Annotated in this window: 16 protein-coding genes, 2 tRNA genes, 3 rRNA genes and 1 riboswitch; of the genes, 12 read left to right on the top strand and 9 right to left on the bottom strand. The window is 60.8% G+C overall.

What is annotated here, in order from left to right; all coding sequences use genetic code 11:
* Window positions 1-13 precede the first annotated feature (13 nt).
* The gene (locus ACZ0BA_RS26715; protein ID WP_463454145.1) at window positions 14-3,925 is read right to left on the bottom strand and encodes a two-component regulator propeller domain-containing protein; all 3,912 of its coding nucleotides are present in this window, start codon (window positions 3,923-3,925) and stop codon (window positions 14-16) included.
* 80 nt (window positions 3,926-4,005) lie between these two features.
* A complete protein-coding gene (locus ACZ0BA_RS26710; protein WP_463454144.1) occupies window positions 4,006-4,899 on the bottom strand; it encodes a LysR family transcriptional regulator in 894 nt (297 codons plus the stop codon).
* Window positions 4,900-5,053: 154 nt separating this feature from the next.
* On the opposite strand from ACZ0BA_RS26710, the gene ACZ0BA_RS26705 reads away from it, so the two are divergent.
* Window positions 5,054-5,998: an aromatic alcohol reductase gene (locus tag ACZ0BA_RS26705; RefSeq protein ID WP_463454143.1), complete on the top strand. Its 945-nt coding sequence runs from the start codon at window positions 5,054-5,056 to the stop codon at window positions 5,996-5,998.
* Window positions 5,999-6,110: 112 nt separating this feature from the next.
* Here the strand turns inward: ACZ0BA_RS26705 and rrf are convergent.
* From rrf to ACZ0BA_RS26675, 6 genes are all read right to left on the bottom strand, one after another.
* A 5S ribosomal RNA gene (rrf, locus tag ACZ0BA_RS26700) occupies window positions 6,111-6,223 on the bottom strand.
* Between the two features lie 144 nt (window positions 6,224-6,367).
* A 23S ribosomal RNA gene (locus tag ACZ0BA_RS26695) occupies window positions 6,368-9,240 on the bottom strand.
* A 230-nt stretch (window positions 9,241-9,470) separates the two neighbouring features.
* Window positions 9,471-9,546: transfer RNA gene (locus ACZ0BA_RS26690), tRNA-Ala, on the bottom strand.
* Window positions 9,547-9,570: 24 nt separating this feature from the next.
* Window positions 9,571-9,647: transfer RNA gene (locus tag ACZ0BA_RS26685), tRNA-Ile, on the bottom strand.
* Window positions 9,648-9,710: 63 nt separating this feature from the next.
* A 16S ribosomal RNA gene (locus ACZ0BA_RS26680) occupies window positions 9,711-11,239 on the bottom strand.
* The 16S, 23S and 5S rRNA genes sit together here with 2 tRNA genes alongside, the layout of an rRNA operon.
* 202 nt (window positions 11,240-11,441) lie before the next feature.
* Window positions 11,442-11,675 carry a hypothetical protein gene (locus ACZ0BA_RS26675; RefSeq protein ID WP_463454142.1) on the bottom strand — a complete coding sequence of 78 codons (234 nt, stop codon included), beginning with the start codon at window positions 11,673-11,675 and terminating at the stop codon, window positions 11,442-11,444.
* Here ACZ0BA_RS26675 and cobT point away from each other — a divergent pair.
* The 3 genes from cobT to ACZ0BA_RS26660 are packed head-to-tail and all read left to right on the top strand — an operon-like array spanning window position 11,668 to window position 14,088.
* The gene (gene cobT, locus ACZ0BA_RS26670) at window positions 11,668-12,705 is read left to right on the top strand and encodes a nicotinate-nucleotide--dimethylbenzimidazole phosphoribosyltransferase (RefSeq protein ID WP_463454141.1); all 1,038 of its coding nucleotides are present in this window, start codon (window positions 11,668-11,670) and stop codon (window positions 12,703-12,705) included. The two genes, ACZ0BA_RS26675 and cobT, sit on opposite strands and share 8 nt — an antisense overlap.
* 12 nt (window positions 12,706-12,717) lie before the next feature.
* A complete protein-coding gene (locus tag ACZ0BA_RS26665) occupies window positions 12,718-13,506 on the top strand; it encodes an adenosylcobinamide-GDP ribazoletransferase (protein WP_463454140.1) in 789 nt (262 codons plus the stop codon).
* A 3-nt stretch (window positions 13,507-13,509) separates the two neighbouring features.
* Window positions 13,510-14,088 (top strand): histidine phosphatase family protein, encoded by a 579-nt coding sequence (locus ACZ0BA_RS26660; RefSeq protein WP_463454139.1) that lies wholly within the window; start codon window positions 13,510-13,512, stop codon window positions 14,086-14,088.
* On the opposite strand, the gene ACZ0BA_RS26655 is transcribed toward ACZ0BA_RS26660, so the two are convergent.
* Window positions 14,044-14,802: a DUF6445 family protein gene (locus tag ACZ0BA_RS26655; RefSeq protein ID WP_463454138.1), complete on the bottom strand. Its 759-nt coding sequence runs from the start codon at window positions 14,800-14,802 to the stop codon at window positions 14,044-14,046. The genes ACZ0BA_RS26660 and ACZ0BA_RS26655 overlap by 45 nt on opposite strands.
* A 116-nt stretch (window positions 14,803-14,918) precedes the next feature.
* Window positions 14,919-15,137, top strand: a riboswitch (cobalamin riboswitch).
* A gap of 97 nt (window positions 15,138-15,234) precedes the next feature.
* On the opposite strand from ACZ0BA_RS26655, the gene ACZ0BA_RS26650 reads away from it, so the two are divergent.
* From ACZ0BA_RS26650 to cobD, 8 genes are all read left to right on the top strand, one after another.
* Window positions 15,235-17,112: a TonB-dependent receptor domain-containing protein gene (locus tag ACZ0BA_RS26650; RefSeq protein ID WP_463454137.1), complete on the top strand. Its 1,878-nt coding sequence runs from the start codon at window positions 15,235-15,237 to the stop codon at window positions 17,110-17,112.
* Between the two features lie 101 nt (window positions 17,113-17,213).
* Window positions 17,214-18,236, top strand: coding sequence for a FecCD family ABC transporter permease (locus ACZ0BA_RS26645; RefSeq protein WP_463454136.1), 1,023 nt, complete (start codon window positions 17,214-17,216; stop codon window positions 18,234-18,236).
* 1 nt (window position 18,237) lies between these two features.
* Window positions 18,238-19,011: an ABC transporter ATP-binding protein gene (locus ACZ0BA_RS26640; protein ID WP_463454135.1), complete on the top strand. Its 774-nt coding sequence runs from the start codon at window positions 18,238-18,240 to the stop codon at window positions 19,009-19,011.
* Window positions 19,008-19,667, top strand: coding sequence for a cob(I)yrinic acid a,c-diamide adenosyltransferase (cobO, locus tag ACZ0BA_RS26635; protein ID WP_463454134.1), 660 nt, complete (start codon window positions 19,008-19,010; stop codon window positions 19,665-19,667). The genes ACZ0BA_RS26640 and cobO overlap by 4 nt, the downstream gene beginning before the upstream one ends.
* Complete coding sequence (locus ACZ0BA_RS26630) at window positions 19,661-20,962, top strand: cobyrinate a,c-diamide synthase (protein WP_463454133.1); 1,302 nt, start codon at window positions 19,661-19,663, stop codon at window positions 20,960-20,962. The genes cobO and ACZ0BA_RS26630 overlap by 7 nt, the downstream gene beginning before the upstream one ends.
* Window positions 20,959-21,507 carry a bifunctional adenosylcobinamide kinase/adenosylcobinamide-phosphate guanylyltransferase gene (gene cobU / locus ACZ0BA_RS26625; protein ID WP_463454132.1) on the top strand — a complete coding sequence of 183 codons (549 nt, stop codon included), beginning with the start codon at window positions 20,959-20,961 and terminating at the stop codon, window positions 21,505-21,507. Before ACZ0BA_RS26630 ends, cobU begins: the two co-directional genes overlap by 4 nt.
* Before the next feature lie 2 nt (window positions 21,508-21,509).
* Window positions 21,510-22,475: an adenosylcobinamide-phosphate synthase CbiB gene (gene cbiB, locus ACZ0BA_RS26620; RefSeq protein ID WP_463454131.1), complete on the top strand. Its 966-nt coding sequence runs from the start codon at window positions 21,510-21,512 to the stop codon at window positions 22,473-22,475.
* Window positions 22,468-23,448 carry a threonine-phosphate decarboxylase CobD gene (cobD, locus tag ACZ0BA_RS26615; RefSeq protein WP_463454130.1) on the top strand — a complete coding sequence of 327 codons (981 nt, stop codon included), beginning with the start codon at window positions 22,468-22,470 and terminating at the stop codon, window positions 23,446-23,448. The genes cbiB and cobD overlap by 8 nt, the downstream gene beginning before the upstream one ends.
* Window positions 23,449-23,453: the final 5 nt, after the last annotated feature.

The raw sequence follows: 23,453 nt of genomic DNA, 5'->3' as shown, positions 1-23,453 counted from the left end.
GGAATGCGGTGGGTCAATCCCCGGTCAGGCTCGCCTTGAGCGGCAGGTCGATCGTGAACCGCGTCCCCACTCCCACCACGCTGTCGACCCGGATGGTGCCATCGAGCAGCGACGTCACGATGTTATACGTGATGCTCAGTCCCAGTCCGTTGCCGCCCTGGCCCAGCTTGGTGGTGAAGAACGGATCGAAAATGCGCGCCTGGTGCTCGATGGCGATGCCCGCGCCGTCATCCTGAAACACAATCCGCACCCGCTCCGGTCCCAAGCGCACCGCCCACAGCCGTATCACGCCGCCGCTGCGCCCGTCGAACGCGTGCAGCAAGGCGTTGTTGATCAGGTTGATGATGACCTGGCCGTAAGGCCCGGGGAAGCTGTCCATCTCGATGTCGTCCGGTATTTCCAGATCGACCTGATGGCCCGCCTTGCGGATCTGGTTCTTCATCGTCGTGACGATTTCCTGGCTGGCCTGGTGCAGGTCGAAATGGCGCCGCTTGGCGCTGGCCTGATCAACCGCCACCTGCTTGAAACTGTTGACCAGCTCGGCCGCATTGCGCAAGCTGCGCATCAGCAAGGTCGACGCTTCGCGCGCGGCGTCGATGAACTGCGTCAGGTCGGAGCGCCGCAGCACGTTGCCGTTCTGGCGCAGTTCGATCTCGGTGGTCTTGTCCTCGAGCGTACTGGCGATCACCAGGCTGTTGCCGATTGGCGTGTTGAGCTCGTGCGCGACGCCCGCCACCAGCGAGCCCAGCGCCGCCAGTTTCTCCCGTTCGACCAGCTGCTGTTGGGTGTCCTGCAACTGCCGGTAGGAGTCCGCGTTGGCGAACGCCACCGCGACATACGAGGCCAGCGTGGTCAGCATGTCGACATCGATGCGGTGATAGGCGTGCGCACGGTAGCTGTGCACGGTGATGATGCCGCGCACCTGGCCGCTGACCGAAATCGGCACATAGATCAGCGAGCGCGGCTCGGTCGGCAGCGAGCCGTCTTCAAGCGTGCCCATATTGTCGACGCCGGACACCAGCGCCAAGTTGGCGATGTAGTGGGCGTACTCGGTTTCCAGGTCGTTGATGAAAACTTCCTCGGCATGGTTGATGCACCACACCGCCAGCTGGTTCGGCTCCAGCATGCTGCGCGTGTACGGCGTATAGCGCTTGCCCTTCTCCATCGCGAACGGATATTCGATCAGCTCCTGCTCCGGCCGGTAGATGCCGATGCCGAACACGCTCGCGTCCATCAGCGCGTGCACTTGCTGGTAGAGCATGGACATGATGGCCTCGCTGTCGAGATTGGCCGTGATGCGCCGGCCGATATCGGACAGCAGCGAGATATTCCGGTGCGCCATCTCCACGCTGTCCTTCTGCAGTTCGGCCTCCTGCCGCTGGCGTTCGATTGACTCCTTCTGCAGCACCAGCTCGCGCGTGCGGCTGCCGACCTCCTCCTCGAGCGCCTGCTTCTGCCGCATCAGCATGCGGATGCGGATGCGGAACAGCAAATACGCCGCGCCCACCGCCAGGCCGGCCATGAGCACGCGGAACCACCACATCTTCCACAATGGCGGCGTGACGATCAGCTCGAGCACCGCCGGCTCCGGGCTCCAGACGCCGTCCTTGTTGGCGGCGCGCACGCGGAATGTGTAGTGGCCCGGGTCGAGGTTGGTGTAGGTGGCGAAGCGCTTGCCGGCGTCGGTCGTCACCCATTGCGGATCGAACCCCTCAAGCTGATAGGCATAGCGGTTGCGCTGCGGATCGGCGAAATGCAGCGCGGCGAATTCGATCGAGAACATGACGTCGCGGTGGCTCAACGTCAGCGTTTTGGCCTCGCCCAGCGGGCCCTTCGGCAGCACGTCGGGACGCCGCACGTCGCTCAGAATCGATTCGTTGAAGATGAAGAAGTCGGTGATGGCGATCTGCGGCAGGCGGGGGTTGTCATGAATGGCGGCCGGCTTGAACGCCGTCATGCCCGCCAGGCCGCCGAAGTACATCGTGCCGTCCGTCCCCTTGTGTGCCGCGCCGATGAAGTACGAGCCGTCGATCAGGCCGTCCTTGGCCGTGTATTGCTTGAAAAAGCCGCTGTCGGGACTGAACATCGCGATGCCGGCGGTGCTGCTGATCCATAGCCGGCCGCTGTCGTCCTCCAGGATGCCGCCGATCGGATCGACGACGCCACCGTTCTGGCCCGGATAGTAGCGGAAACGGATATCGCCGTCAGGCTGAGGCAGGGCCTTGCACAGGCCGGCGGCAGTGCCGACCCACAGCACGCCTTTGCTATCTTCGAAAATGAACGGCACCCTTTTGTGGCTCAGACTGTCCGGCCGGTTCGGGTCGTGGCGGTAGTGGCGGAATTTACCGGTGGCGCGGTCGAAGCGGTTCAAGCCGTTCTCCGTGCCGATCCACAGGATGCCCTGCCGGTCCTCCAGCAACGCGTAGACGCGGCCGTCGACGCTGTCCGGATTGTCCGGGTCGGACCGGTAGACGGTGACGGCGTCGGTGTCCGGATCGACGCGGTGCAGTCCGCTGCGCGTGCCGGCCCAGATAACGCCTGCCCGATCGACCATCAGCCGCTGGATCGACAGCGAGTTCGGATCGGCGTCGAACGGCACCCGTGTGTAGCGGCCTGTGACCGGATCGCGGCGGGCCAGGCCGGTGGAGGTGCCCACCCACAAGCGGCCCTTGAGGTCAGTGGCCAGCGCGATGACCACGTCGCCGGGCAGGGTGCCAGAGTCGCGCTCGTCGCGGTGCCAGGACTCGATCGTGCGCTTGGTCACGTCCAGCCTGGTCAGGCCCTCGCCGGAACCGAGCCAGAGTTTGTTGTCGCCGGCGCCGACAATGGCGCGAACCTTGCTGTTGGTTACGCCGGGCAGTACCCCGGACGACTCCGTGTAGCGCTCGAAGCCACCGCTGTCGAGGTCAACCCAATCGGCACCGGTGTACCAGTTGCCGACCCACAGCGTGCCGGTGCGGTCCTGGTACAGCGCGGTGATCTGGTTGTCGCCGATGCCGTGGCGGTTCAGGCTATCCCAACGGTAGCTATGGAACTCGCCAGTGGCCGGGTCACGCCGTTTCAGGCCGTCCGCCTGGGTGCCGGCCCACAGGATACCGTCGCTGTCGTGCATCAGGACGTTGACACGCAGATCGCCGAATGGCTGCGATACCGCCGGCGGCAAGCGCCGTGGCGTGGCGCCGTCGACCCGCCAGGCCTGCAGGCCGGCCATGGCGCCAGCCCACACAACCCCGTCCGGCCCCACCGAGAGCGAGGTGATGTTGTTCGATGGTGTGGAAACGGTTTGGGGCGTCAGATGAAGAAATTTGGCGGCGCCTTGAGGCAGCATTTCCAACCCGCTGGCGGTGCCGATCCACAGATTGCCGGACTGGTCGCGCGCTACCGCATTGACGTGGTCATCGGAGATACTGTCCGGGTCGGCCGGCGCATGCCGCAGCGTGCGCACCTGGCCAGTATTGATATCCAGATGCTGCAGGCCCTCGCTAGTGGTCAGCCACAAGCCGTCCTTGCCGTCGCCGATGATATTGGTGACGGCGATGTGACCGGGCTTGATGGCTTGGTGGACGAAGCCGCCTATGGACGGATCGTAACGATCCAGACCGCCTTTACTGCCGACCCACAAGCGACCGTGTGTGTCTTCGTGAAGCGCCTGCACATAGTTGTCGAGCAAGCTGTGCGGATTGCCGGGGTCGTTCTTGAAGACAGTGACGCGGTAGCCGTCGAAGCGGTTCAGGCCGGCTTGCGTGCCGATCCAGATGAATCCCTTGCGGTCCTGGATTACCCGCGTGACGGACTCCTGGGTCAGGCCCTGCTCGACGCCCAAGTGCTCGAACCGCAGGCTGAGGGGCGCGGCACGGACGAGCGAACAGAATGCCAGCAGAAGCAGGCAGCAAAACCGCGCCGTACGCATCGCGAACACTGACATAGGGTTGCACTCCAATATTGACTATATTGTAATGCAGAAACGTCGGGGCGCAGGCATTTCGCTGCGGCATGGGACCGCTTCTATGGGCCGATTTGGGTCGAATCGCGCGCTAGCACGACCATCCAGTCGACGAAAGCTCGGACTGAAGGAGAAAGGTGGCGGTTGCGGGGGTAGAGCACCGAGAGGGGAACGGCTGGTCCGCTTTGCTCCGGAAGCACCCGGACCAGGCGGCCTGCCCCAAGGTGGGGCGCGGCCAGGTTGCTGGCGATGCGTATCAGTCCGAGCCCCTCCAGTCCGCAACTGATGTAGGCATCTGTGTCGTTCACGGCAAGTCTGCCGCGCATGCCGATTACCTGCTCGCCTTCGTCCGCTGTGAAACGCCAGTCCATAGCCCGCCCGGTACGCCCGGAATGAAATTCGACCACCTTATGCTGCGCAAGACTAGTCAGTGATGACGGAACGCCGTATTGCTCAATGTAGCGGGGCGAGGCGCAAGTAACCCACTCGAAACTTCCGATGTTTCTGGCCACAAGCAGAGCGGACGACTGCGGTGTGCCCGCGCGCACGACACAATCGATGCCCTCTTGGATCAGGTCCACAGTGCGGTCACCCAAGGTAAGCACCAAGTCGAGGTTTGGATAGCGATCCAGAAATACGTCGATGGAAGGCAGCACGACCGCCCTTGCGAATGATGAGGTCATGTCGACGCGCAACTGACCACGTGGCAAGTTCGCGCTGTCGGAGAACGCGGCCTCAACGCTTTCGATTTCGCGCAGCATCTGCACGCAGTGATCGTAATAAAAACTGCCATTAGATGTCAGGCGCAAGCTGCGGGTCGTGCGCTGCAATAAGCTGACCCCTAACATGGATTCCAAGTCTTGAATCGCCCTGCTCACCGTTGAACGGGGGATGGACAACGTCTTCGCCGCCCCGGCAAACGTTCCCGCTTCGACAACGCGTGAAAAAATTTGCATCGTGCGTAACCTGTCCAAATAAATCCCCTCTCGCTAAAACAAATCGATTATCCCATTTTTAGCAATTCACAAAGCCCGGTGGCACGGCTTACGGCGGTCGATGGCGATTCCTATACTTCCACTTTTCAACCACCGTACCTAATAAGGATTCGCCATGAACGACAACCTCGACTACATTGAACTCGATAATATGCTGGTGCTCGGCGCTGGAGAACTCGGCATGGCGGTCTTACGCCAGCTCATTCAACGCCGAGGAAAGCCGGAAAGTTCCCTTGCGGTTCTGGTGTCGCCGAACTCGGTCGCAGCGCCCACACCGAAACAGGCGCAGAATTACAAGGACTTGCGGGCTGCGAATGTCCAGCTCCTTCCTTTCGATCTTGTCGGCCGCGCGGACGCGGATTTGATCGCGCTATTAAGCCGGTTCCACACCGTGATCAATTGCACCGGTTTCGTCGCCGGGCCGGGCACGCAAATCAGGTTGACCAAAGCGGTACTGCAGGCTGGCGTTGCAAGGTATTTCCCGTGGCAGTTTGGTGTGAACTACGATGTCGTAGGAAAGGGTAGCGGCCAGCCAGTCTTCGACGAGCAATACGATGTAAGAAGTTTGTTGAGAGCGCAGGTACGGACCGAATGGGTGATTGTATCGACCGGGATGTTTACTAGCTTCCTTTTCGAGCCGGCTTTTGGGCTGGTCGATTTCGACGAAGGTATCGTGCGGGGACTGGGATCGTGGGACACGAAGGTGACCGTCACCACACCCGAAGATATTGGCAAACTTACGACAGAGATTTTGCTCGAACGTCCCAGAATAGTGAACAAAGTGATATATGTCGCCAGCGATACCCTCTCCTATAGTGAGTTCGCCGATGTGGTCGATGAGGTCATAGGGCGTCGTTTTCGACGTGAGTTATTGACTGTCGGTGGGTTAATCGCGGAACTAGACCGGCATCCGGGGGACGGCATGATGCGCTACCGGCTTGCGTTTGCAAGCGGCGACGGCATGTCGTGGGATAAAGCGACCTCCTACAACGCCGTACGAGGTATCCCGACAACAAATACCAAGGCATGGCTCCGACAGGACAAGCAACGCGAAGCTTAAACTCTGATGCGGCTGGCAAGTTGCCAGCCGTCGTCCAGACGGAAAAAAGCCCCACCGGCACTGAACGCGATCTTGAGCGCGTTCTGGCTGGTGGGGCTTTTTAATATAACTAGCCTGACGATAACCTACTTTCACACTGGTTGCAGCACTATCATCGGCGCAGAGTTGTTTCACGGTCCTGTTCGGGATGGGAAGGGGTGGTACCAACTTGCTATGGTCATCAGGCATTGACTTGTACTGGGCTGCGCGCATTCGCGTCGCCCTGAATCTGGAAGTAGTAAGTAATCAGTATCTCAATACTGGGTAATGAAGTTGTATCAACGAACGTTTCAACGTACTTCTTATTCAACCATAACCTGCTAAGGTTATAGGGACAAGCCGTACGGGCAATTAGTATCAGTTAGCTTAATGCATTACTGCACTTCCACACCTGACCTATCAACGTCCTGGTCTCGAACGACCCTTCAAAGAGCTCAAGGCTCTGGGAAATCTCATCTCAAGGCAAGTTTCCCGCTTAGATGCTTTCAGCGGTTATCTCTTCCAGACTTAGCTACCCGGCAATGCCACTGGCGTGACAACCGGTACACCAGAGGTCTGTCCACTCCGGTCCTCTCGTACTAGGAGCAGCCCCCTTCAAATTTCCAACGCCCACGGCAGATAGGGACCAAACTGTCTCACGACGTTTTAAACCCAGCTCACGTACCACTTTAAATGGCGAACAGCCATACCCTTGGGACCGGCTACAGCCCCAGGATGTGATGAGCCGACATCGAGGTGCCAAACTCCCCCGTCGATATGAACTCTTGGGAGGAATCAGCCTGTTATCCCCAGAGTACCTTTTATCCGTTGAGCGATGGCCCTTCCATACAGAACCACCGGATCACTATGTCCTACTTTCGTACCTGCTCGACTTGTCAGTCTCGCAGTTAAGCACGCTTATGCCATTGCACTATTAGCACGATGTCCGACCGTACCTAGCGTACCTTCGAACTCCTCCGTTACACTTTAGGAGGAGACCGCCCCAGTCAAACTGCCTACCATGCACTGTCCCCGACCCGGATAACGGGCCAAGGTTAGAACCTCAAATGAACCAGGGTGGTATTTCAAGGTTGGCTCCACGAGAACTGGCGTCCCCGCTTCAAAGCCTCCCACCTATCCTACACAGATTGATTCAAAGTCCAATGCAAAGCTACAGTAAAGGTTCATGGGGTCTTTCCGTCTAGCCGCGGGTAGATTGCATCATCACAAACACTTCAACTTCGCTGAGTCTCGGGAGGAGACAGTGTGGCCATCGTTACGCCATTCGTGCAGGTCGGAACTTACCCGACAAGGAATTTCGCTACCTTAGGACCGTTATAGTTACGGCCGCCGTTTACTGGGACTTCAATCAAGAGCTTGCACCCCATCATTTAATCTTCCAGCACCGGGCAGGCGTCACACCCTATACGTCCACTTTCGTGTTTGCAGAGTGCTGTGTTTTTATTAAACAGTCGCAGCCACCAGTTTATTGCAACCCGTTCACCCTACTGAAGTAAATCAGCCAAGCTACAAGGGCGTACCTTTTCCCGAAGTTACGGTACCAATTTGCCGAGTTCCTTCTCCCGAGTTCTCTCAAGCGCCTTAGAATACTCATCTCGCCCACCTGTGTCGGTTTGCGGTACGGTCTCGTATGACTGAAGCTTAGAGGCTTTTCTTGGAACCACTTCCGATTGCTTCAGAACCTAAGTTCCTCGTCCCAGTCCCTTGAATTACGCGCCCGGATTTGCCTAAGCGCCTTCTATGAACCAGAAACTGCCTATTCCAACAGGCAGACAACCTTCCGCGATCCGTCCCCCCATCGCATCATACGACGGTGCAGGAATATTAACCTGCTTCCCATCAGCTACGCATCTCTGCCTCGCCTTAGGGGCCGACTCACCCTGCTCCGATGAACGTTGAACAGGAAACCTTGGGCTTACGGCGTGGGGGCTTTTCACCCCCATTATCGCTACTCATGTCAGCATTCGCACTTCTGATACCTCCAGCATCCTTTACAAGACACCTTCGCAGGCTTACAGAACGCTCTCCTACCATATGCTTACGCATATCCGCAGCTTCGGTGACTGGCTTAGCCCCGTTACATCTTCCGCGCAGGACGACTCGATCAGTGAGCTATTACGCTTTCTTTAAATGATGGCTGCTTCTAAGCCAACATCCTGACTGTTTTAGCCTTCCCACTTCGTTTTCCACTTAGCCAATCTTTGGGACCTTAGCTGGCGGTCTGGGTTGTTTCCCTCTTGACGCCGGACGTTAGCACCCGACGTCTGTCTCCCAAGCTCGCACTCATCGGTATTCGGAGTTTGCAATGGTTTGGTAAGTCGCGATGACCCCCTAGCCATAACAGTGCTCTACCCCCGATGGTGATACTTGAGGCACTACCTAAATAGTTTTCGGAGAGAACCAGCTATTTCCAAGTTTGTTTAGCCTTTCACCCCTACCCACAGCTCATCCCCTAATTTTTCAACATTAGTGGGTTCGGACCTCCAGTGCGTGTTACCGCACCTTCATCCTGGCCATGAGTAGATCACTTGGTTTCGGGTCTACACCCAGCGACTATCGCCCTGTTCGGACTCGATTTCTCTACGGCTTCCCTATATGGTTAACCTTGCCACTGAATGTAAGTCGCTGACCCATTATACAAAAGGTACGCAGTCACGGAACAAGTCCGCTCCTACTGTTTGTATGCACACGGTTTCAGGATCTATTTCACTCCCCTCCCGGGGTTCTTTTCGCCTTTCCCTCACGGTACTGGTTCACTATCGGTCGATTACGAGTATTTAGCCTTGGAGGATGGTCCCCCCATATTCAGACAGGATTTCTCGTGTCCCGCCCTACTTGTCGCACGCTTAGTTCCACACATCGCATTTCACATACGGGGCTATCACCCGCTATGGCTCCTATTTCCAGAGGATTCTGTTATGCGTCATGCTAAAACGTGCAGGCTCTTCCCATTTCGCTCGCCACTACTTTGGGAATCTCGGTTGATTTATTTTCCTGCAGCTACTTAGATGTTTCAGTTCGCCGCGTTCGCTTTGCATACCTATGTATTCAGTATGCAATGACCTAAAAGGCCGGGTTTCCCCATTCGGAAATCTGCGGATCAAAGCTTGTTTGCTAGCTCCCCGCAGCTTATCGCAAGCTACTACGTCCTTCATCGCCTGTAATCGCCAAGGCATCCACCATGTGCACTTATTCACTTGTCCCTATAACGTTAGCCCCTGCGCCGCTGACCGCGCGTCTACAAGGAGCGTTTATAGGAATAAGAAGTACTACGTTGTTGCGTTTGTTGATACATACAATCATTACCCATCGCGCCACCTGTCGGTGTCGCGATCAATAAAAATTTACTTACTTCTTCCAGATTGTTAAAGAACGTACAGCACTTGATCTCTAAAAGATCAAATCTAAACCTTGTGGCTTACATTTGAACTCTTGGTGGAGGATGACGGGATCGAACCGACGACCCCCTGCTTGCAAAGCAGGTGCTCTCCCAGCTGAGCTAATCCCCCTGAGATTTAATACTAGGGTAAAACTGGTAGGGCTGGTTGGACTCGAACCAACGACCCCCGCGTTATCAACACGGTGCTCTAACCAGCTGAGCTACAGCCCCAAATGCTGTTCTTTATATTGACAGTCGATAAGTGTGAACGCTTAATGAAGAGTGCCACTCTAGAAAGGAGGTGATCCAGCCGCACCTTCCGATACGGCTACCTTGTTACGACTTCACCCCAGTCACGAATCCTACCGTGGTAAGCGCCCTCCTTACGGTTAAGCTACCTACTTCTGGTAAAACCCGCTCCCATGGTGTGACGGGCGGTGTGTACAAGACCCGGGAACGTATTCACCGCGACATGCTGATCCGCGATTACTAGCGATTCCAACTTCATGCAGTCGAGTTGCAGACTACAATCCGGACTACGATACACTTTCTGCGATTAGCTCCCCCTCGCGGGTTGGCGGCGCTCTGTATGTACCATTGTATGACGTGTGAAGCCCTACCCATAAGGGCCATGAGGACTTGACGTCATCCCCACCTTCCTCCGGTTTGTCACCGGCAGTCTCATTAGAGTGCCCTTTCGTAGCAACTAATGACAAGGGTTGCGCTCGTTGCGGGACTTAACCCAACATCTCACGACACGAGCTGACGACAGCCATGCAGCACCTGTGTGATGGTTCTCTTTCGAGCACTCCCAAATCTCTCCGGGATTCCATCCATGTCAAGGGTAGGTAAGGTTTTTCGCGTTGCATCGAATTAATCCACATCATCCACCGCTTGTGCGGGTCCCCGTCAATTCCTTTGAGTTTTAATCTTGCGACCGTACTCCCCAGGCGGTCTACTTCACGCGTTAGCTGCGTTACCAAGTCAATTAAGACCCGACAACTAGTAGACATCGTTTAGGGCGTGGACTACCAGGGTATCTAATCCTGTTTGCTCCCCACGCTTTCGTGCATGAGCGTCAGTTTTGACCCAGGGGGCTGCCTTCGCCATCGGTGTTCCTCCACATATCTACGCATTTCACTGCTACACGTGGAATTCTACCCCCCTCTGCCAAACTCTAGCCTTGCAGTCTCCATTGCCATTCCCAGGTTGAGCCCGGGGATTTCACAACAGACTTACAAAACCGCCTGCGCACGCTTTACGCCCAGTAATTCCGATTAACGCTTGCACCCTACGTATTACCGCGGCTGCTGGCACGTAGTTAGCCGGTGCTTATTCTTCAGGTACCGTCATTAGATCTCTGTATTAGAAAGACCCGTTTCTTCCCTGACAAAAGAGCTTTACAACCCGAAGGCCTTCTTCACTCACGCGGCATTGCTGGATCAGGCTTGCGCCCATTGTCCAAAATTCCCCACTGCTGCCTCCCGTAGGAGTCTGGACCGTGTCTCAGTTCCAGTGTGGCTGGTCGTCCTCTCAGACCAGCTACTGATCGATGCCTTGGTAGGCTTTTACCCTACCAACTAGCTAATCAGATATCGGCCGCTCCAGGAGCATGAGGTCTTGCGATCCCCCACTTTCATCCTTAGATCGTATGCGGTATTAGCGTAACTTTCGCTACGTTATCCCCCACTCCAGGGTACGTTCCGATATATTACTCACCCGTTCGCCACTCGCCGCCAGGTTGCCCCGCGCTGCCGTTCGACTTGCATGTGTAAGGCATGCCGCCAGCGTTCAATCTGAGCCAGGATCAAACTCTTCAGTTTAATCTCTGTTACTTTTGCCGTTTTACCGGCACTCTTATTGCTAAGAGGTCGCTCACTCAAAATACTGACAGGCCACTACTTGCGTAGCGCCTATTTCATTACTTCTTGTGAACATTTGATATTTTAAGTTTCATGCAACCCGAAGGTCGCATGTGCACTTTCATCAAACGTCCACACTTATCGACTGTTAATTTTTAAAGAACTACAATTCGGTACTGCTTGCTGCCTGCTGAAGAAGCGTTGTGTTCATCAGCGAAGAGGCAAGATTATGAAGCGTTTCGAACATCTCGTCAAGCACTTCATTTTTCCCCGCTTCATTCTGCAACACGCTGTTTTGTGTGCGTCGTTCTGCGAGGGGGCGAACTATAGCAAGGGCCGCCGCTGCTGACAAGGGTAAAATAACAAATTCATCGATCGCTAAGCAGGCCATGTTCATTCTTCCAACAATCTCCCCTATTCATAACGATGCGCTGGGCGCACTGCTCGACAAAGCTATTAACAACAAGACCAAACCACTGGGCAGTCTGGGGGTGCTGGAATCACTGGCCAAACAGATCGGCCTTATACAGAACACCCGCGAAGTCGCGCTGACGCAGCCGGCCATTCTGGTTTTCGCCGCCGATCACGGCATCGTCGCCGAAGGCATTTCCGCCTACCCGCAGGACGTAACGTGGCAAATGGTGGAGAATTTTCTGGCCGGCGGCGCTGCCATCAATATCTTCGCGGCGCAGAATAATTGCGACCTGCGCGTCATCGACGCCGGCGTCAATCACAACTTCGGCCCGCGCGACGGCCTGACCGACCGCAAGCTCGCCAACGGCACCCACAACTTCGCCCAGGAACCGGCGATGACCCACGCCACCTGCGAGGCGGCGCTGGCCGCCGGCATGGTTTTGGCGGCCGAATCGCATGGCAATGTGGTCGGCTTTGGCGAAATGGGCATCGGCAACACCACCGCCGCCGCCGCGTTGATGCACAAGCTGACGGCCATCCCGGTGGCAAATTGCGTCGGCGCCGGCACGGGACTCTCGGCCGACGGCATCCTGCACAAACAGCGCGTGATCGAAGCGGCGGTGGCCCGGCACGACGCCGTCACCGAACCGTTGGACGTGCTGGCCACCTTCGGCGGACTGGAAATCGCCATGATGGCGGGCGCCATGTTGAAGGCGGCCGAAATGCGCAAGGTGCTGCTGATCGACGGTTTCATCGTCACCAGCGCGCTGCTGGTCGCCGCCCGCCTGCAGCCGGCCATCCTCGATTACTGCGTCTTCGCGCACTGCTCAGACGAAAACGGCCATCGGGAGATGCTGGCCGCGCTGGACGCCAAGCCGCTGCTCAATCTCGGCTTGCGGCTTGGCGAAGGCACCGGCTGCGCGCTGGCGCTGCCGCTGCTGCACGCGGCAGTCAACTTCCTGAACCAGATGGCGACGTTCGAATCGGCCCAGGTCAGCGAGAAGTCCGAGTAAGGGGCAGGCTCAGTGCACCAACTCCGACTGTTCTTCACCGCGCTGCAGTTTTTTACGCGCCTGCCGATCCCGCGCTGGGTGGGCTTCGATCCCGCCTGGCTCAATCAGGCGTCGCGTTATTTCCCGCTGGTTGGCGTGGTGGTCGCGCTGATCACCGGGGCAGTCTACGCAGTCGCCTTCAAGTTCTTCCCTCCGGTGATCGCCGTCATCCTGTCGGTCGCCGCCGGCATCTACGTCACCGGCGCCTTCCATGAAGACGGCTTTGCCGACATGTGCGACGGTTTCGGCGGCGGCATGACACAGGAACGTGTGTTGGAGATCATGAAGGATTCGCGCATCGGCGCCTATGGTGCGATCGGTATCTTCTGCCTTCTGCTGCTGAAGTGCGCGACCCTGACCCGCATACCGCCGTTCGGTGTGCTGGCGGCCCTGCTGGTGGCGCATCCGATGTCGCGATTGATGGCGGTCTCGCTGATCTGGCGGCTGGACTATGCGCGCGCCGAGGGCAAGGCCAAGGCGATGGCGCAGAAAATGAGCACCAAAGAATTCGCCATCGCCGCCGTCACAGCCCTGCTGCCGGCGCTGATGCTTATATATCTCGGTTGGCTGTCGTGGACAATGCTGATCAGCGGACTCGCCTTCGCGCTGGCGGCGACCATCTGGCTGGCGCGGAAGTTCGTGCGTCGCATCGGCGGCTACACGGGCGATTGCCTGGGCGCGGTGCAGCAGGTGACCGAAGCGATCTTCTATCTGTGCGTGCTCGCGGGTCTTCACACCAGCGCGCAGTTTGAGTTTTTCTAAGCCATGCGACTGATATTGGTGCGCCACCCCAAACCGCTTGTCACGGCGGGCGTCTGTTATGGCAGCACCGATCTGGAAGTCGCTCCCGAGGAGCTCGAACGCACGCTCGCCGCGCTGGCGCCGCAACTGCCGGCGGGTTTGCCGGTCTATTCCAGTCCATTGCGCCGCTGTGCCGGACTTGCGGAGCGTCTGTCGAATGATCCGATCTTCGACGCCCGACTGGTGGAAATGCACTTTGGCGGCTGGGAGATGCGCCGCTGGGATGACATTCCGCGCGCCGACGTCGACGCCTGGGCCGCCGATCTGGTCAACTACCAACCGGGCGGCGGCGAGAGCGTATTGCGGATGGCGGCGCGGATCGCGGCCTTCCACGCCGACCTCCAGCGCCAGCTCGGCGCCGACGGCGAGGCGATCGTTATCTGCCACGCGGGCGCCATGCGGCTGCTATCGGCCTGCGACGCCGGCCTGGCGCAGCACGAGATGGCCCTGCAGGCGGCCCGGACGCCGCACCATATCGCCTACGGTTCCACGCTGATCCTAGGTCGCGGCCATGCGCAGCTTGAAGAACGCGTTGACCGTTAATCTGCCGACCGTCGGATCGTCGACCATCAGCTCCGGCGCCGTGATGTGCCCCGAGTGGAACAACTCTCCGTTGTAGAAGATCGCCCGGTTGAACTTGGGCGCAACGGTCAGCACCTTCTCAAAATGCTCGTCCGATGCAATCGCAAATGTCGCCGGCGCGGTCGGCACCCGCGACTCCCCCGCCATGTCCTTGCGCTTCAACTCGCGCAGCATTGCGTCGATCTCCTGTAGCGGAACCTTGGGTTTGAAAAAATTGGTGCCGCCTAGCCGCTCGTCTTTAAACAGATACAGCACCATCGCTCCGACACCCTCCATGTCGTCCAGATTGTAGGAGTCGCGGTGCGGTATGCGCTGGCCCTGCAACAGCTGCTCCGGACGCCGCGTCACCAGCGACAGGCGGCTGGTGATGCCGAGCACCCGGCGCGCCTTGAGCGGCGCGCGCGCATGCAGCAGAAACGCCTCCTGCACGCTGGCGACGAAACGTCCGGTCAACGTCAATTCCGGTCCGGGATAGTAATTACCGGCAGAGTCGACGAACTCACTGCGCTGGAGCGCGGCGTATTCCACCATCGTCTCCGGTTCCGTCATGAAGTTATCGACGATGACGCACTGGTGGCCGTCGAAAAGCGGCACCACGGTCACCACCGGACGCGGATTGACCATGGGGCGCAAAACCACCGGCGCGGATGGCGGGGCAAGACGAGGGTCGAACATGGAGACTCCAGCAACGGCAGGTGAACCACCTGCCAAGGTGGCGATAATGATAGCAAAAAAGCCAGGGGCAATTCAGTGGTTTATTTTTCACTAGTTATCAAGTCTCCCACCAAACCCGTATAATGACCGGCTTTGGTGCCCGCGCGTCCGTCCGGATGCGCAGTTAAACGGGAAACACGAAGCCGCCCTGCGGCCCACGTGTGCTGCCCCCGCAACGGTAAGCAAGTGTCGCGCGACGCGCGACAAACCAGCTCTGACAACCACTGTGCTCCGCATGGGAAGGTGAGATGGTCTAACTTGCCAGCCCGGATACCGGCCAAAGCAGGTGGAAGTGGGCGAACGGGATGTGCGCGCGCAGCTCTCGGTTTTCCGCTTCCGTTCAATCTGGCCCACGGGGAAGTAGGCCGGTTGCTTCTAACAGAAAAATAAATCATGTCCTTTACTACCTCCCGCCCGGCGGCACTGACCTCGCTGGCATTGGCAATGGCCGCCGCCTTCACGTACACCGGCGCCTACGCCGACGAGGCGCCCGCCGACACCGTCGTGGTGACCGCCACGCGCACGCCGCAACCGCTGGCCGACATCATCAGCGACACCGTGACCATCAAGGCCGAACAAATCGCCGAAGCCGGCGCCGGCTCCGTGGTCGACCTGCTCAAGCGCCAGCGCGGCATCGAAGTGACGCGCAACGGCGGCGCGGGCAGCTCGTCGAACGTCTACATCCGTGGCGCCAACAGCAATCAAAGCATTGTGCTGGTCGACGGCGTGCGTATCGGCTCGTCCACCACCGGCGCCGCCAACTGGAGCGCCATCCCGCTGACCGCGATCGACCATATCGAAATCGTCTATGGCTCGCTGAGCTCATTGTATGGCGCCGACGCCATCGGCGGCGTGATCCAGATCTTCACCAAAAAGGGCCAGGGCGCACCGGCGGTGACGGCGTTCGCCGGCTATGGCAGCGACAAGACGCGCGAAGCCGACGTGACGGTATCGGGCGCCACCGGCGGTGAACACAGCTTCGGCTATGCGGTCAGCGCCGGCAAGGAAAAGTCGGACGGCTTTTCGACTTCCCGCCCCGGCCTGACCTCGTACAACCCGGACGACGACGGCTACGACAAGGAAAACGTCTCCGGTCAATTCAGCCTGCAATTGGCCAAGGGCTACGAGGCCGGCGCGCTGTTCATGCATAGCAAACTCGATTCGCAGTACGACGCCCTGCGTGCCGGCTCCTACAACGTGCGCAGCAAGAACGTCATCGACACCGCCAGCGTCTACGCCAAGGCGCAACTGCTGCCGGTCTGGGACAGCCTGCTGCAATACTCGGAGACCAAGGACAAAGGCGAAAACTACACCAATGCCACCGCCGCCGGCTATGCGCGCATCAAGACCAAGCAAAGCTTCATCACGTGGCAGAACGACGTCCAGATCGGCGCCGATATGCTGCAACTGCTGTACGAGCACCGCGAAGAGAAGGTACAAAGCAATGGCTCCAACGGTGTGCTGAACCGCCAGCGCGATACCAATTCGTTCGCCGCCTCGTACAACGCCCGTCGCGGCGCCAATCTTCTGAGCGCGAGCGTCCGCCGCGACAACACGGTCTACGGCTCGCAGAATACCGGCTCGCTCGGCTACGGCTACAACATCACGCAGGCGCTGCGCGCCACCGCCAGCTACGGCACCAGCTTCCGCGCGCCGACCTATAACGAGTTGTACTTCCCGGAGTATGGCAATCCAAACAACAAACCGGAGAAAGGCCGCAACGCCGAAATGGGCCTGCGCTACGACGACGGCGTGAACGCGCTGAGCGCCGGCTACTATCGCAACCGCCTGACGGACATGCTCGTCAACATCAACCCATGCCCGTTCGGCCGCGCCGGCTATCCAAGCGGCTGCGCTTACAACGTCAATCGCGCGACGCTGGAGGGGATCACGTTGTCGGCCGCCACCAAGCTGGCCGGCATCAACCTCGCCGCCAACCTCGATCTGCAGGACCCGAAGGATGAGACGACGGGCAAGCGCCTGCAGCGCCGCTCCAAAAAGCACGGCAACGTGACCGCCGACTATGGCATCGGCGCGCTGAAGGCCGGCGTTGAGCTGGAAGTGTCGGGCAACCGTTATGACGACGCGGCCAACAGCAATCGCCTGGGCGGCTACGGTCTGGTGAACCTGTACGCGACCTACGCCTTCTCGCGCGACTGGTCGGCGCTGGTCCGCTGGAACAACATCGGCGACAAGCAGTACGATCTGGCGCGGTACTACAACACGCCGGGTTCGAAGGTGTTTGCGGGTATTCGCTACGGTTATAAATAGACACGAAAACACGTGGGGCGGATTACGGGGTTATCGCTAAGCCTTGCTTAAGCTTGTAATACTGTAATCTGCCAGTGCTTCCCACTCTCCGAAAGTAGTGCATGCATTCTTTCTCACGCAATCTGCAGCAGCGCGCCGCCGTCACCCTGACCGGCCTGGCCCTGTTCGCGTTTGCCAGCCTGGTTTTCTCGGGCATGACCGGTTCGGTCGCGATTCCCCTTTCCGACATTCCCGCAGCGGTCAACGATCTGCTGCACGGCCAGACCACCACCTTGTCGGCCACCCTGCTCGACCTGCGCCTGAGCCGCGCCATCACCGCCTTCGTCACCGGCGCGGCGCTGTCGCTGGCCGGCGTCATGATGCAGGCACTGTTGCGCAACCCGCTGGCCGATCCTTATGTCCTTGGCATATCCTCCGGCGCCTCGGTTGGCGCGCTGGCCGCGCTGATGTTCATGTGCGCCGCGTGGATGGTCGACGCGGCGGCCTTCGCCGGCGCGGTGGTGGTCTCGATGATGCTCTACATGCTGGCCCGGCGCGACCTGCGCGGCGGCGCGGCGGCCGAAGGCGGCACCGCCCTGCTGCTGCTGACCGGCGTGATCCTGTCGTCCGCCTGCATGGCGCTGGTCACCCTGATGCTGTCGATCGCGCCGGAGAGCCGCCTGCGCACGATGGTGTTCTGGATGATCGGCGACCTGTCCGGGGCGCCCCTGCGCTGGATGCCGTGGGTGGTGCTGGCCGGTGCGCTGCTCTTCGCGCTGCGCAACGCGCGCGCCATGAACGTCATGGCGCTGCACGCGGAAGCCGCCGCCACCTTGGGCATCCGCGTCGGCGCCTTGCGCAAAGGCCTGTTCTTCACCTCCGGCCTGTTGACCGCCAGCGCCGTCACCAGCGCCGGCAGCATCGGCTTCGTTGGCCTGATCGTGCCGCACGCCTGCCGCTTCGCGGTCGGTCCCGACCACCGCTTGCTGATCCCGGCGGCGGCGCTGGCCGGCGGTAGTTACCTGCTGCTCGCCGATACGCTGGCGCGCACCATCATCGCGCCGCAGCAGCTGCCCGTCGGCGTGGTCACCGCCTTGATCGGTGCGCCCGTGTTCCTGTACCAGCTGCATCGGCTGCGTAAATAATATGATCAGCACCCACGACCTCTCCCTGAAAATCGGCCAGCGCCAGCTGATTGCAGACCTGAACTGGATGGTCCGCGACGGCGAATGCTGGAGCGTCATCGGCCGCAACGGCGCCGGTAAAAGCACGCTGCTGCGCACCCTCGCCGGGCTGCGCCCGACCGATGGCGGCCATGTCGCCATCGGCGGACGGGCGTTGAACGACTGGCCGCTGGCCGAACTGGCGCGCCAGCGCGCCTTCCTGGCGCAGAGCCGCAGCGACGCTTTTGCCTACACGGTGATCGAAACCGTGCTATCGGCGCGCCATCCCTACCACGACAACCGCTACTGGGAAGGTGGCGAGGACCAGGCCATCGCCATGAAGTCGCTGGAGGCCATGGAGGTGGCCGAACTGGCCGCGCGCGACGTGCGCACGCTATCGGGCGGCGAGCGCCAGCGCGTAGCCATCGCCGCCATGCTGGCGCAGGACACGCCGTTGCTGCTGCTCGACGAACCGGCCAACGCGCTCGATCTGGGACACCAGGTCGGCGTCATGAAGCTGTTGTCGCAGTTGTGCCGCGAACAAGGAAAAACCGCCGTCATGATCGGCCACGACCTGACACTGGCGCACAGCGTCTCGACCCACGCGCTGCTGCTGATGGGCGACGGCCGCTGGCTGGCCGGCACCACCGCCGACGTGATGCGGGCCGATCTCCTGAGCGAATACCTGGGCCACCCGATTGACATCATCCAGCACGGAAAACGCAGCATCTTCATCCCCACCGAGGACCAGCAATGACCGACCAGAATAAAGACAGCAGCGCAGACGGCACTGCGACCATCAGCGCCGAGACAGCGGCGCTCAACGAACGCCATCGCGTGCGCATGGAGCGCAAGAAGGCGATCATCGACGCGCAGATCGCCGCCGCCGATAAACAGATCGGCATCATCATCGTCAATACCGGCAACGGCAAGGGCAAGAGCTCGAGCGGCTTCGGCATGGTGATCCGCGCGCTGGGCCACGGCATGAAGGTCGGCGTGGTGCAGTTCATCAAGGGCGCGATGCAGACCGGCGAAGAAGCCTTCCTGCGCCGCTTCCCGGACGAGGTGAGCTTCCACACGATGGGCGAAGGCTATACCTGGGAGACGCAAAACCGCGAGCGCGATACCGAAAAAGCGCTGCTGGCGTGGGAACAGGCCAGGAAATTCCTGGCCGATCCGAATATCGGCCTAGTGGTGTTCGACGAACTCAATATCGCGCTGAAGTACCGCTACCTGGACGTGGAAATGGTGATCAACGATCTGCTGGCGCGTCCGCCGATGCAGCACGTCGTCATCACCGGCCGGGGCGCGCCGCCGGAGCTGATCGCCATCGCCGACACCGTGACCGAAATGGAAGTGGTCAAACACGCGTTCAAGGCCGGCATCGGCGCGCAACTCGGGACCGAATGGTAATGACGACCAGGGCCCTTCTGATTGCCGCCGTGGCTTCCGGCCAGGGTAAAACCACGGTGACGGCGGCGCTGGCGCGCAAGCTGGTTCGGCTGGGCAAGCGGGTGCGCGTGTTCAAGTGCGGTCCGGATTTCATCGACCCGATGCTGCTGGAACGCGCCAGCGGCGCGCCGGTGCGCACACTCGATCTGTGGATGGTCGGCCCGGACCAGTGCCGCGAGCAGTTGGCGCAGGCGGCCGCCGAAGCGGATGTGATCCTGATCGAAGGCGTCATGGGACTGTATGACGGCACGCCGTCGTCCGCCGACCTGGCGCGCGAGTTCGGCGTGCCGGTGATGGCGGTGATCGACGCCTCGTCGATGGCGCAAACCGCCGGCGCGCTGGTGCACGGCCTGCGCGACTATGGACCGGTCGACATGGCGGGCGTCATCGCCAACCGCATCGCCAGCGAAAACCACGCCAAAATGGTGGCTGCGTCGCTGCGCGATATACCGTTGTTCGGCACCATGCCGCGCCAGACAAGATCGCTGCCGGAACGCCACCTTGGCCTGGTGTTGCCGGGGGAAGTGGGCGACATCGACGGCTTGCTCGACACGTTGGCCGACCAGTTGGTGTTCGACGAAGAAGCGTGGGACCGGCTGCGCGCCATCGACATCGCGCTTCCGGCGCCCGTGGTGCCGCAACCGCCTGCGACACTGGCCGGGAAAACCATCGCCATCGCGCGCGATCCGGCATTCATGTTTCTCTACCCCGCCAATCTGGACACCCTGCGCGCCCTCGGCGCGACCTTGACATTCTTCTCACCGCTGGCAGACGAACCGGTGCCCGCAGGCGCCGACGCGGTCTATCTTCCTGGCGGCTACCCGGAACTGCACGCCGAGACATTGTCGCTGGCGGCCACCTGGAAATCGTCCATCCGCGCCGTCCACGCGGCGGGTAGCCCCATCGTCGCCGAATGCGGCGGCATGATGGCGCTGGCCGATACGCTGGCCGACCAATCCGGAGCGATCTGGCCGATGGCCGGCCTACTGACCGGCACTGTGGCAATGCAGCCACGCCTGGCCGGCCTCGGACCGCAAGCTCTCCCCACGGAACAGGGTATCCTGCGCGGCCACACGTTCCATTACTCCAAATTAGCGACAACAGTGGAGCCGGCGGCGCATACTATTAAACATCCCTCCGCAATACAAGGTGAAGCCTGGTATCGCGCAGGATCGCTCACCGCTTCGTATTTTCACGCTTACTTCCCATCCAACCCGGCGGCCGTCGCCGCCCTGTTTTCAAGGAGTCCGGTATGACACGCACACTCGTTCTGGGCGGCGCACGCTCCGGTAAAAGCGCTTACGCCGAGCGCCTGGCCGTAGATTCAGGCAAGGAAGTCGTCTACATCGCCACCGCCACCGCCGGCGACGCCGAAATGGCGGCCCGCATCGCCCACCACCGCGCCAGCCGGCCCGGCGAATGGACCACCGTCGAGGAGCCGCTGGCCCTCGGCAACCAGCTGCTGCGATGGTCGTCCCCCGACCGCCTGATCATGGTCGACTGCCTGACGCTTTGGCTCAGCAACCTGCTATTCAGCAGCGGCGAGCAGTATCCGGAGGTCGGCGAGATCGCGCTGCCGGCGCTGTTCCACGAGCAGCAGGACATGCTGGCCAGCGCGTTGATCAAATGTACCAGCGACGTGGTGCTGGTATCGAACGAGGTTGGACTGGGCATCATGCCGGCCGGCGCCATCTCGCGCTGCTTCCTCGACGAGCAGGGACGGTTGAATCAATCGGTGGCGGCGATCTGCGACCGCGCGGTGTTCGTCGCCGCCGGCCTGCCGCTGGTATTAAAAGGATAGCCGTGCTGTCAGAGTTGAGCTTTTACGCCGTTGCGGTGTTGATGGTGGCCGGCGTATTGCTGGACTTTTTACTGGGCGAGGCGCGCCGCTGGCATCCGCTGGTCGGCTTCGGCAATCTGGCGATGGCGCTGGAACGCCGCCTCAATCGCGGCGGCTTGCGCTTCTGGCGCGGCGTGCTGGCTTGGGCGCTGGCGGTGCTGCCGCTGACCGCCATCGCCGCCTTGCTGGTTTGGCTGGCAGCGCCGCTGAGCGCCTGGTTGGTGTATGCGCTGCACGCCGTCATGCTCTACTTCGCGCTGGGCCTGCGCAGCCTGCGCGACCACAACCTGCCGATCGCCGAGGCGCTGGCGCGGGAAGATCTGCCCAACGCCCGCTTGCTGACGGCCCGCATCGTCAGCCGCGACACCACCAGCGCCAGCGAAATCGAACTGACCAAGGCCAGCGCCGAATCCCTGCTTGAAAACGGCAACGACGCCGTCTTCGGCACGCTGTTCTGGTTTATCGTCGCCGGAGGTCCCGGCGCTGTCATGTTCCGCATGGCGAATACGCTCGACGCCATGTGGGGCTACCGCACTCCCCGTCTGCTGCAATTCGGCTGCGCCGCCGCGCGCCTCGACGACGCGCTCAATTACCTGCCCGCGCGCCTGACCGCGCTGTCCTATGTGCTGCTGGCGCCAGGACTGCAAGGAAAACGGCGCGCCTGGGCATGCTGGCGCGCGCAAGCACCGGCGTGGAGCAGCCCGAACGCCGGTCCGGTCATGGCCAGCGGCGCCGGCGCGCTGGGCGTGCAACTGGGCGGCGCGGCCATCTACGACGGCGAGATTGAAGAACGGCCCCCGCTGGGCCAAGGGGAACCTGCCACCGGCGCCGATATCGCCCGCGCATGGCATCTGGTGGTCCGCACCACGGCGCTGTGGCTGTCCTGCGCGCTGGTCGCGGCTTTTATTTTAGAGTACGCACATGCTTGAACATGGCGGCAACCTGCGCGACGCCGCGCTGCGTTTCGGCCGTGACGACTGGCTCGATCTGTCGACCGGCATCAACCCGCGCTGGTATCCGGCGCCGCCGCTGCCGGACAACGCGTGGCACCGGCTGCCGGAAGCCGATCCCGAACTGGCACGCGCGGCGCAGGCCTATTACGGCGCCCCGCTGATGCTGCCGGTGGCCGGCACGCAGGCGGCGATACAAGCGCTGCCCCGGCTACGCAAGCCGTCGCGGGTGGCCGTCACCGCGCCTTCGTACGCGGAGCACGCGCACCATTGGAACGATCACGGTCACACGCTGACCCAAACGCCCTACGACGAACTGGATGCGGCGGTGGCGGTCAGCGATGTCGTCGTCATCGTCAATCCCAACAATCCCACCGGCGCCACGGTGCCGTCAGCGAGGCTGCTGGACTGGGCCGGGCAACTGTCGGCACGCGGCGGCTGGCTGGTCGTCGATGAGGCTTTCGGCGACACATCGCCGTACAACAGCGTCGCAGCCCGCAGCGGCATGCCGGGTCTGATCGTCCTGCGCTCGGTGGGGAAATTCTTTGGCCTCGCCGGCATTCGCCTTGGCTTCGTGGCCGCCCACCCGGACCTGCTGCGCGGCCTGGGCGACCTGCTCGGCCCCTGGACCATCAGCGGCCCGGCCCAGCACATCGCCATTGCCGCGCTGCGCGACACCCAATGGCAAGCGGGCGCGCGCGAACAACTTAATGCCGGCGGTGCACGCCTGCGTCAGCTATTGGCCGCACACGGCATCGCATCGAACGGCACGCCGTTGTTCCAGTGGTGGGGCGAGGAGCGCCCCGAGGCGTTCTGGCAGCACATGGCGGAACGTGGCATCTGGGTGCGGCTGTTCAAGCACGCCGCGCGAGGCGTTCGCCTTGGCCTGCCGCCCGACGAAGCGGGATGGCGACGCCTGCAAACAGCATTAACCGAATGGACCAACCAATGAAGACA

It is taken from the genome of Duganella sp. AC917, assembly GCF_979258245.1.
This window is presented reverse-complemented; position numbering and strand designations above follow the sequence as displayed.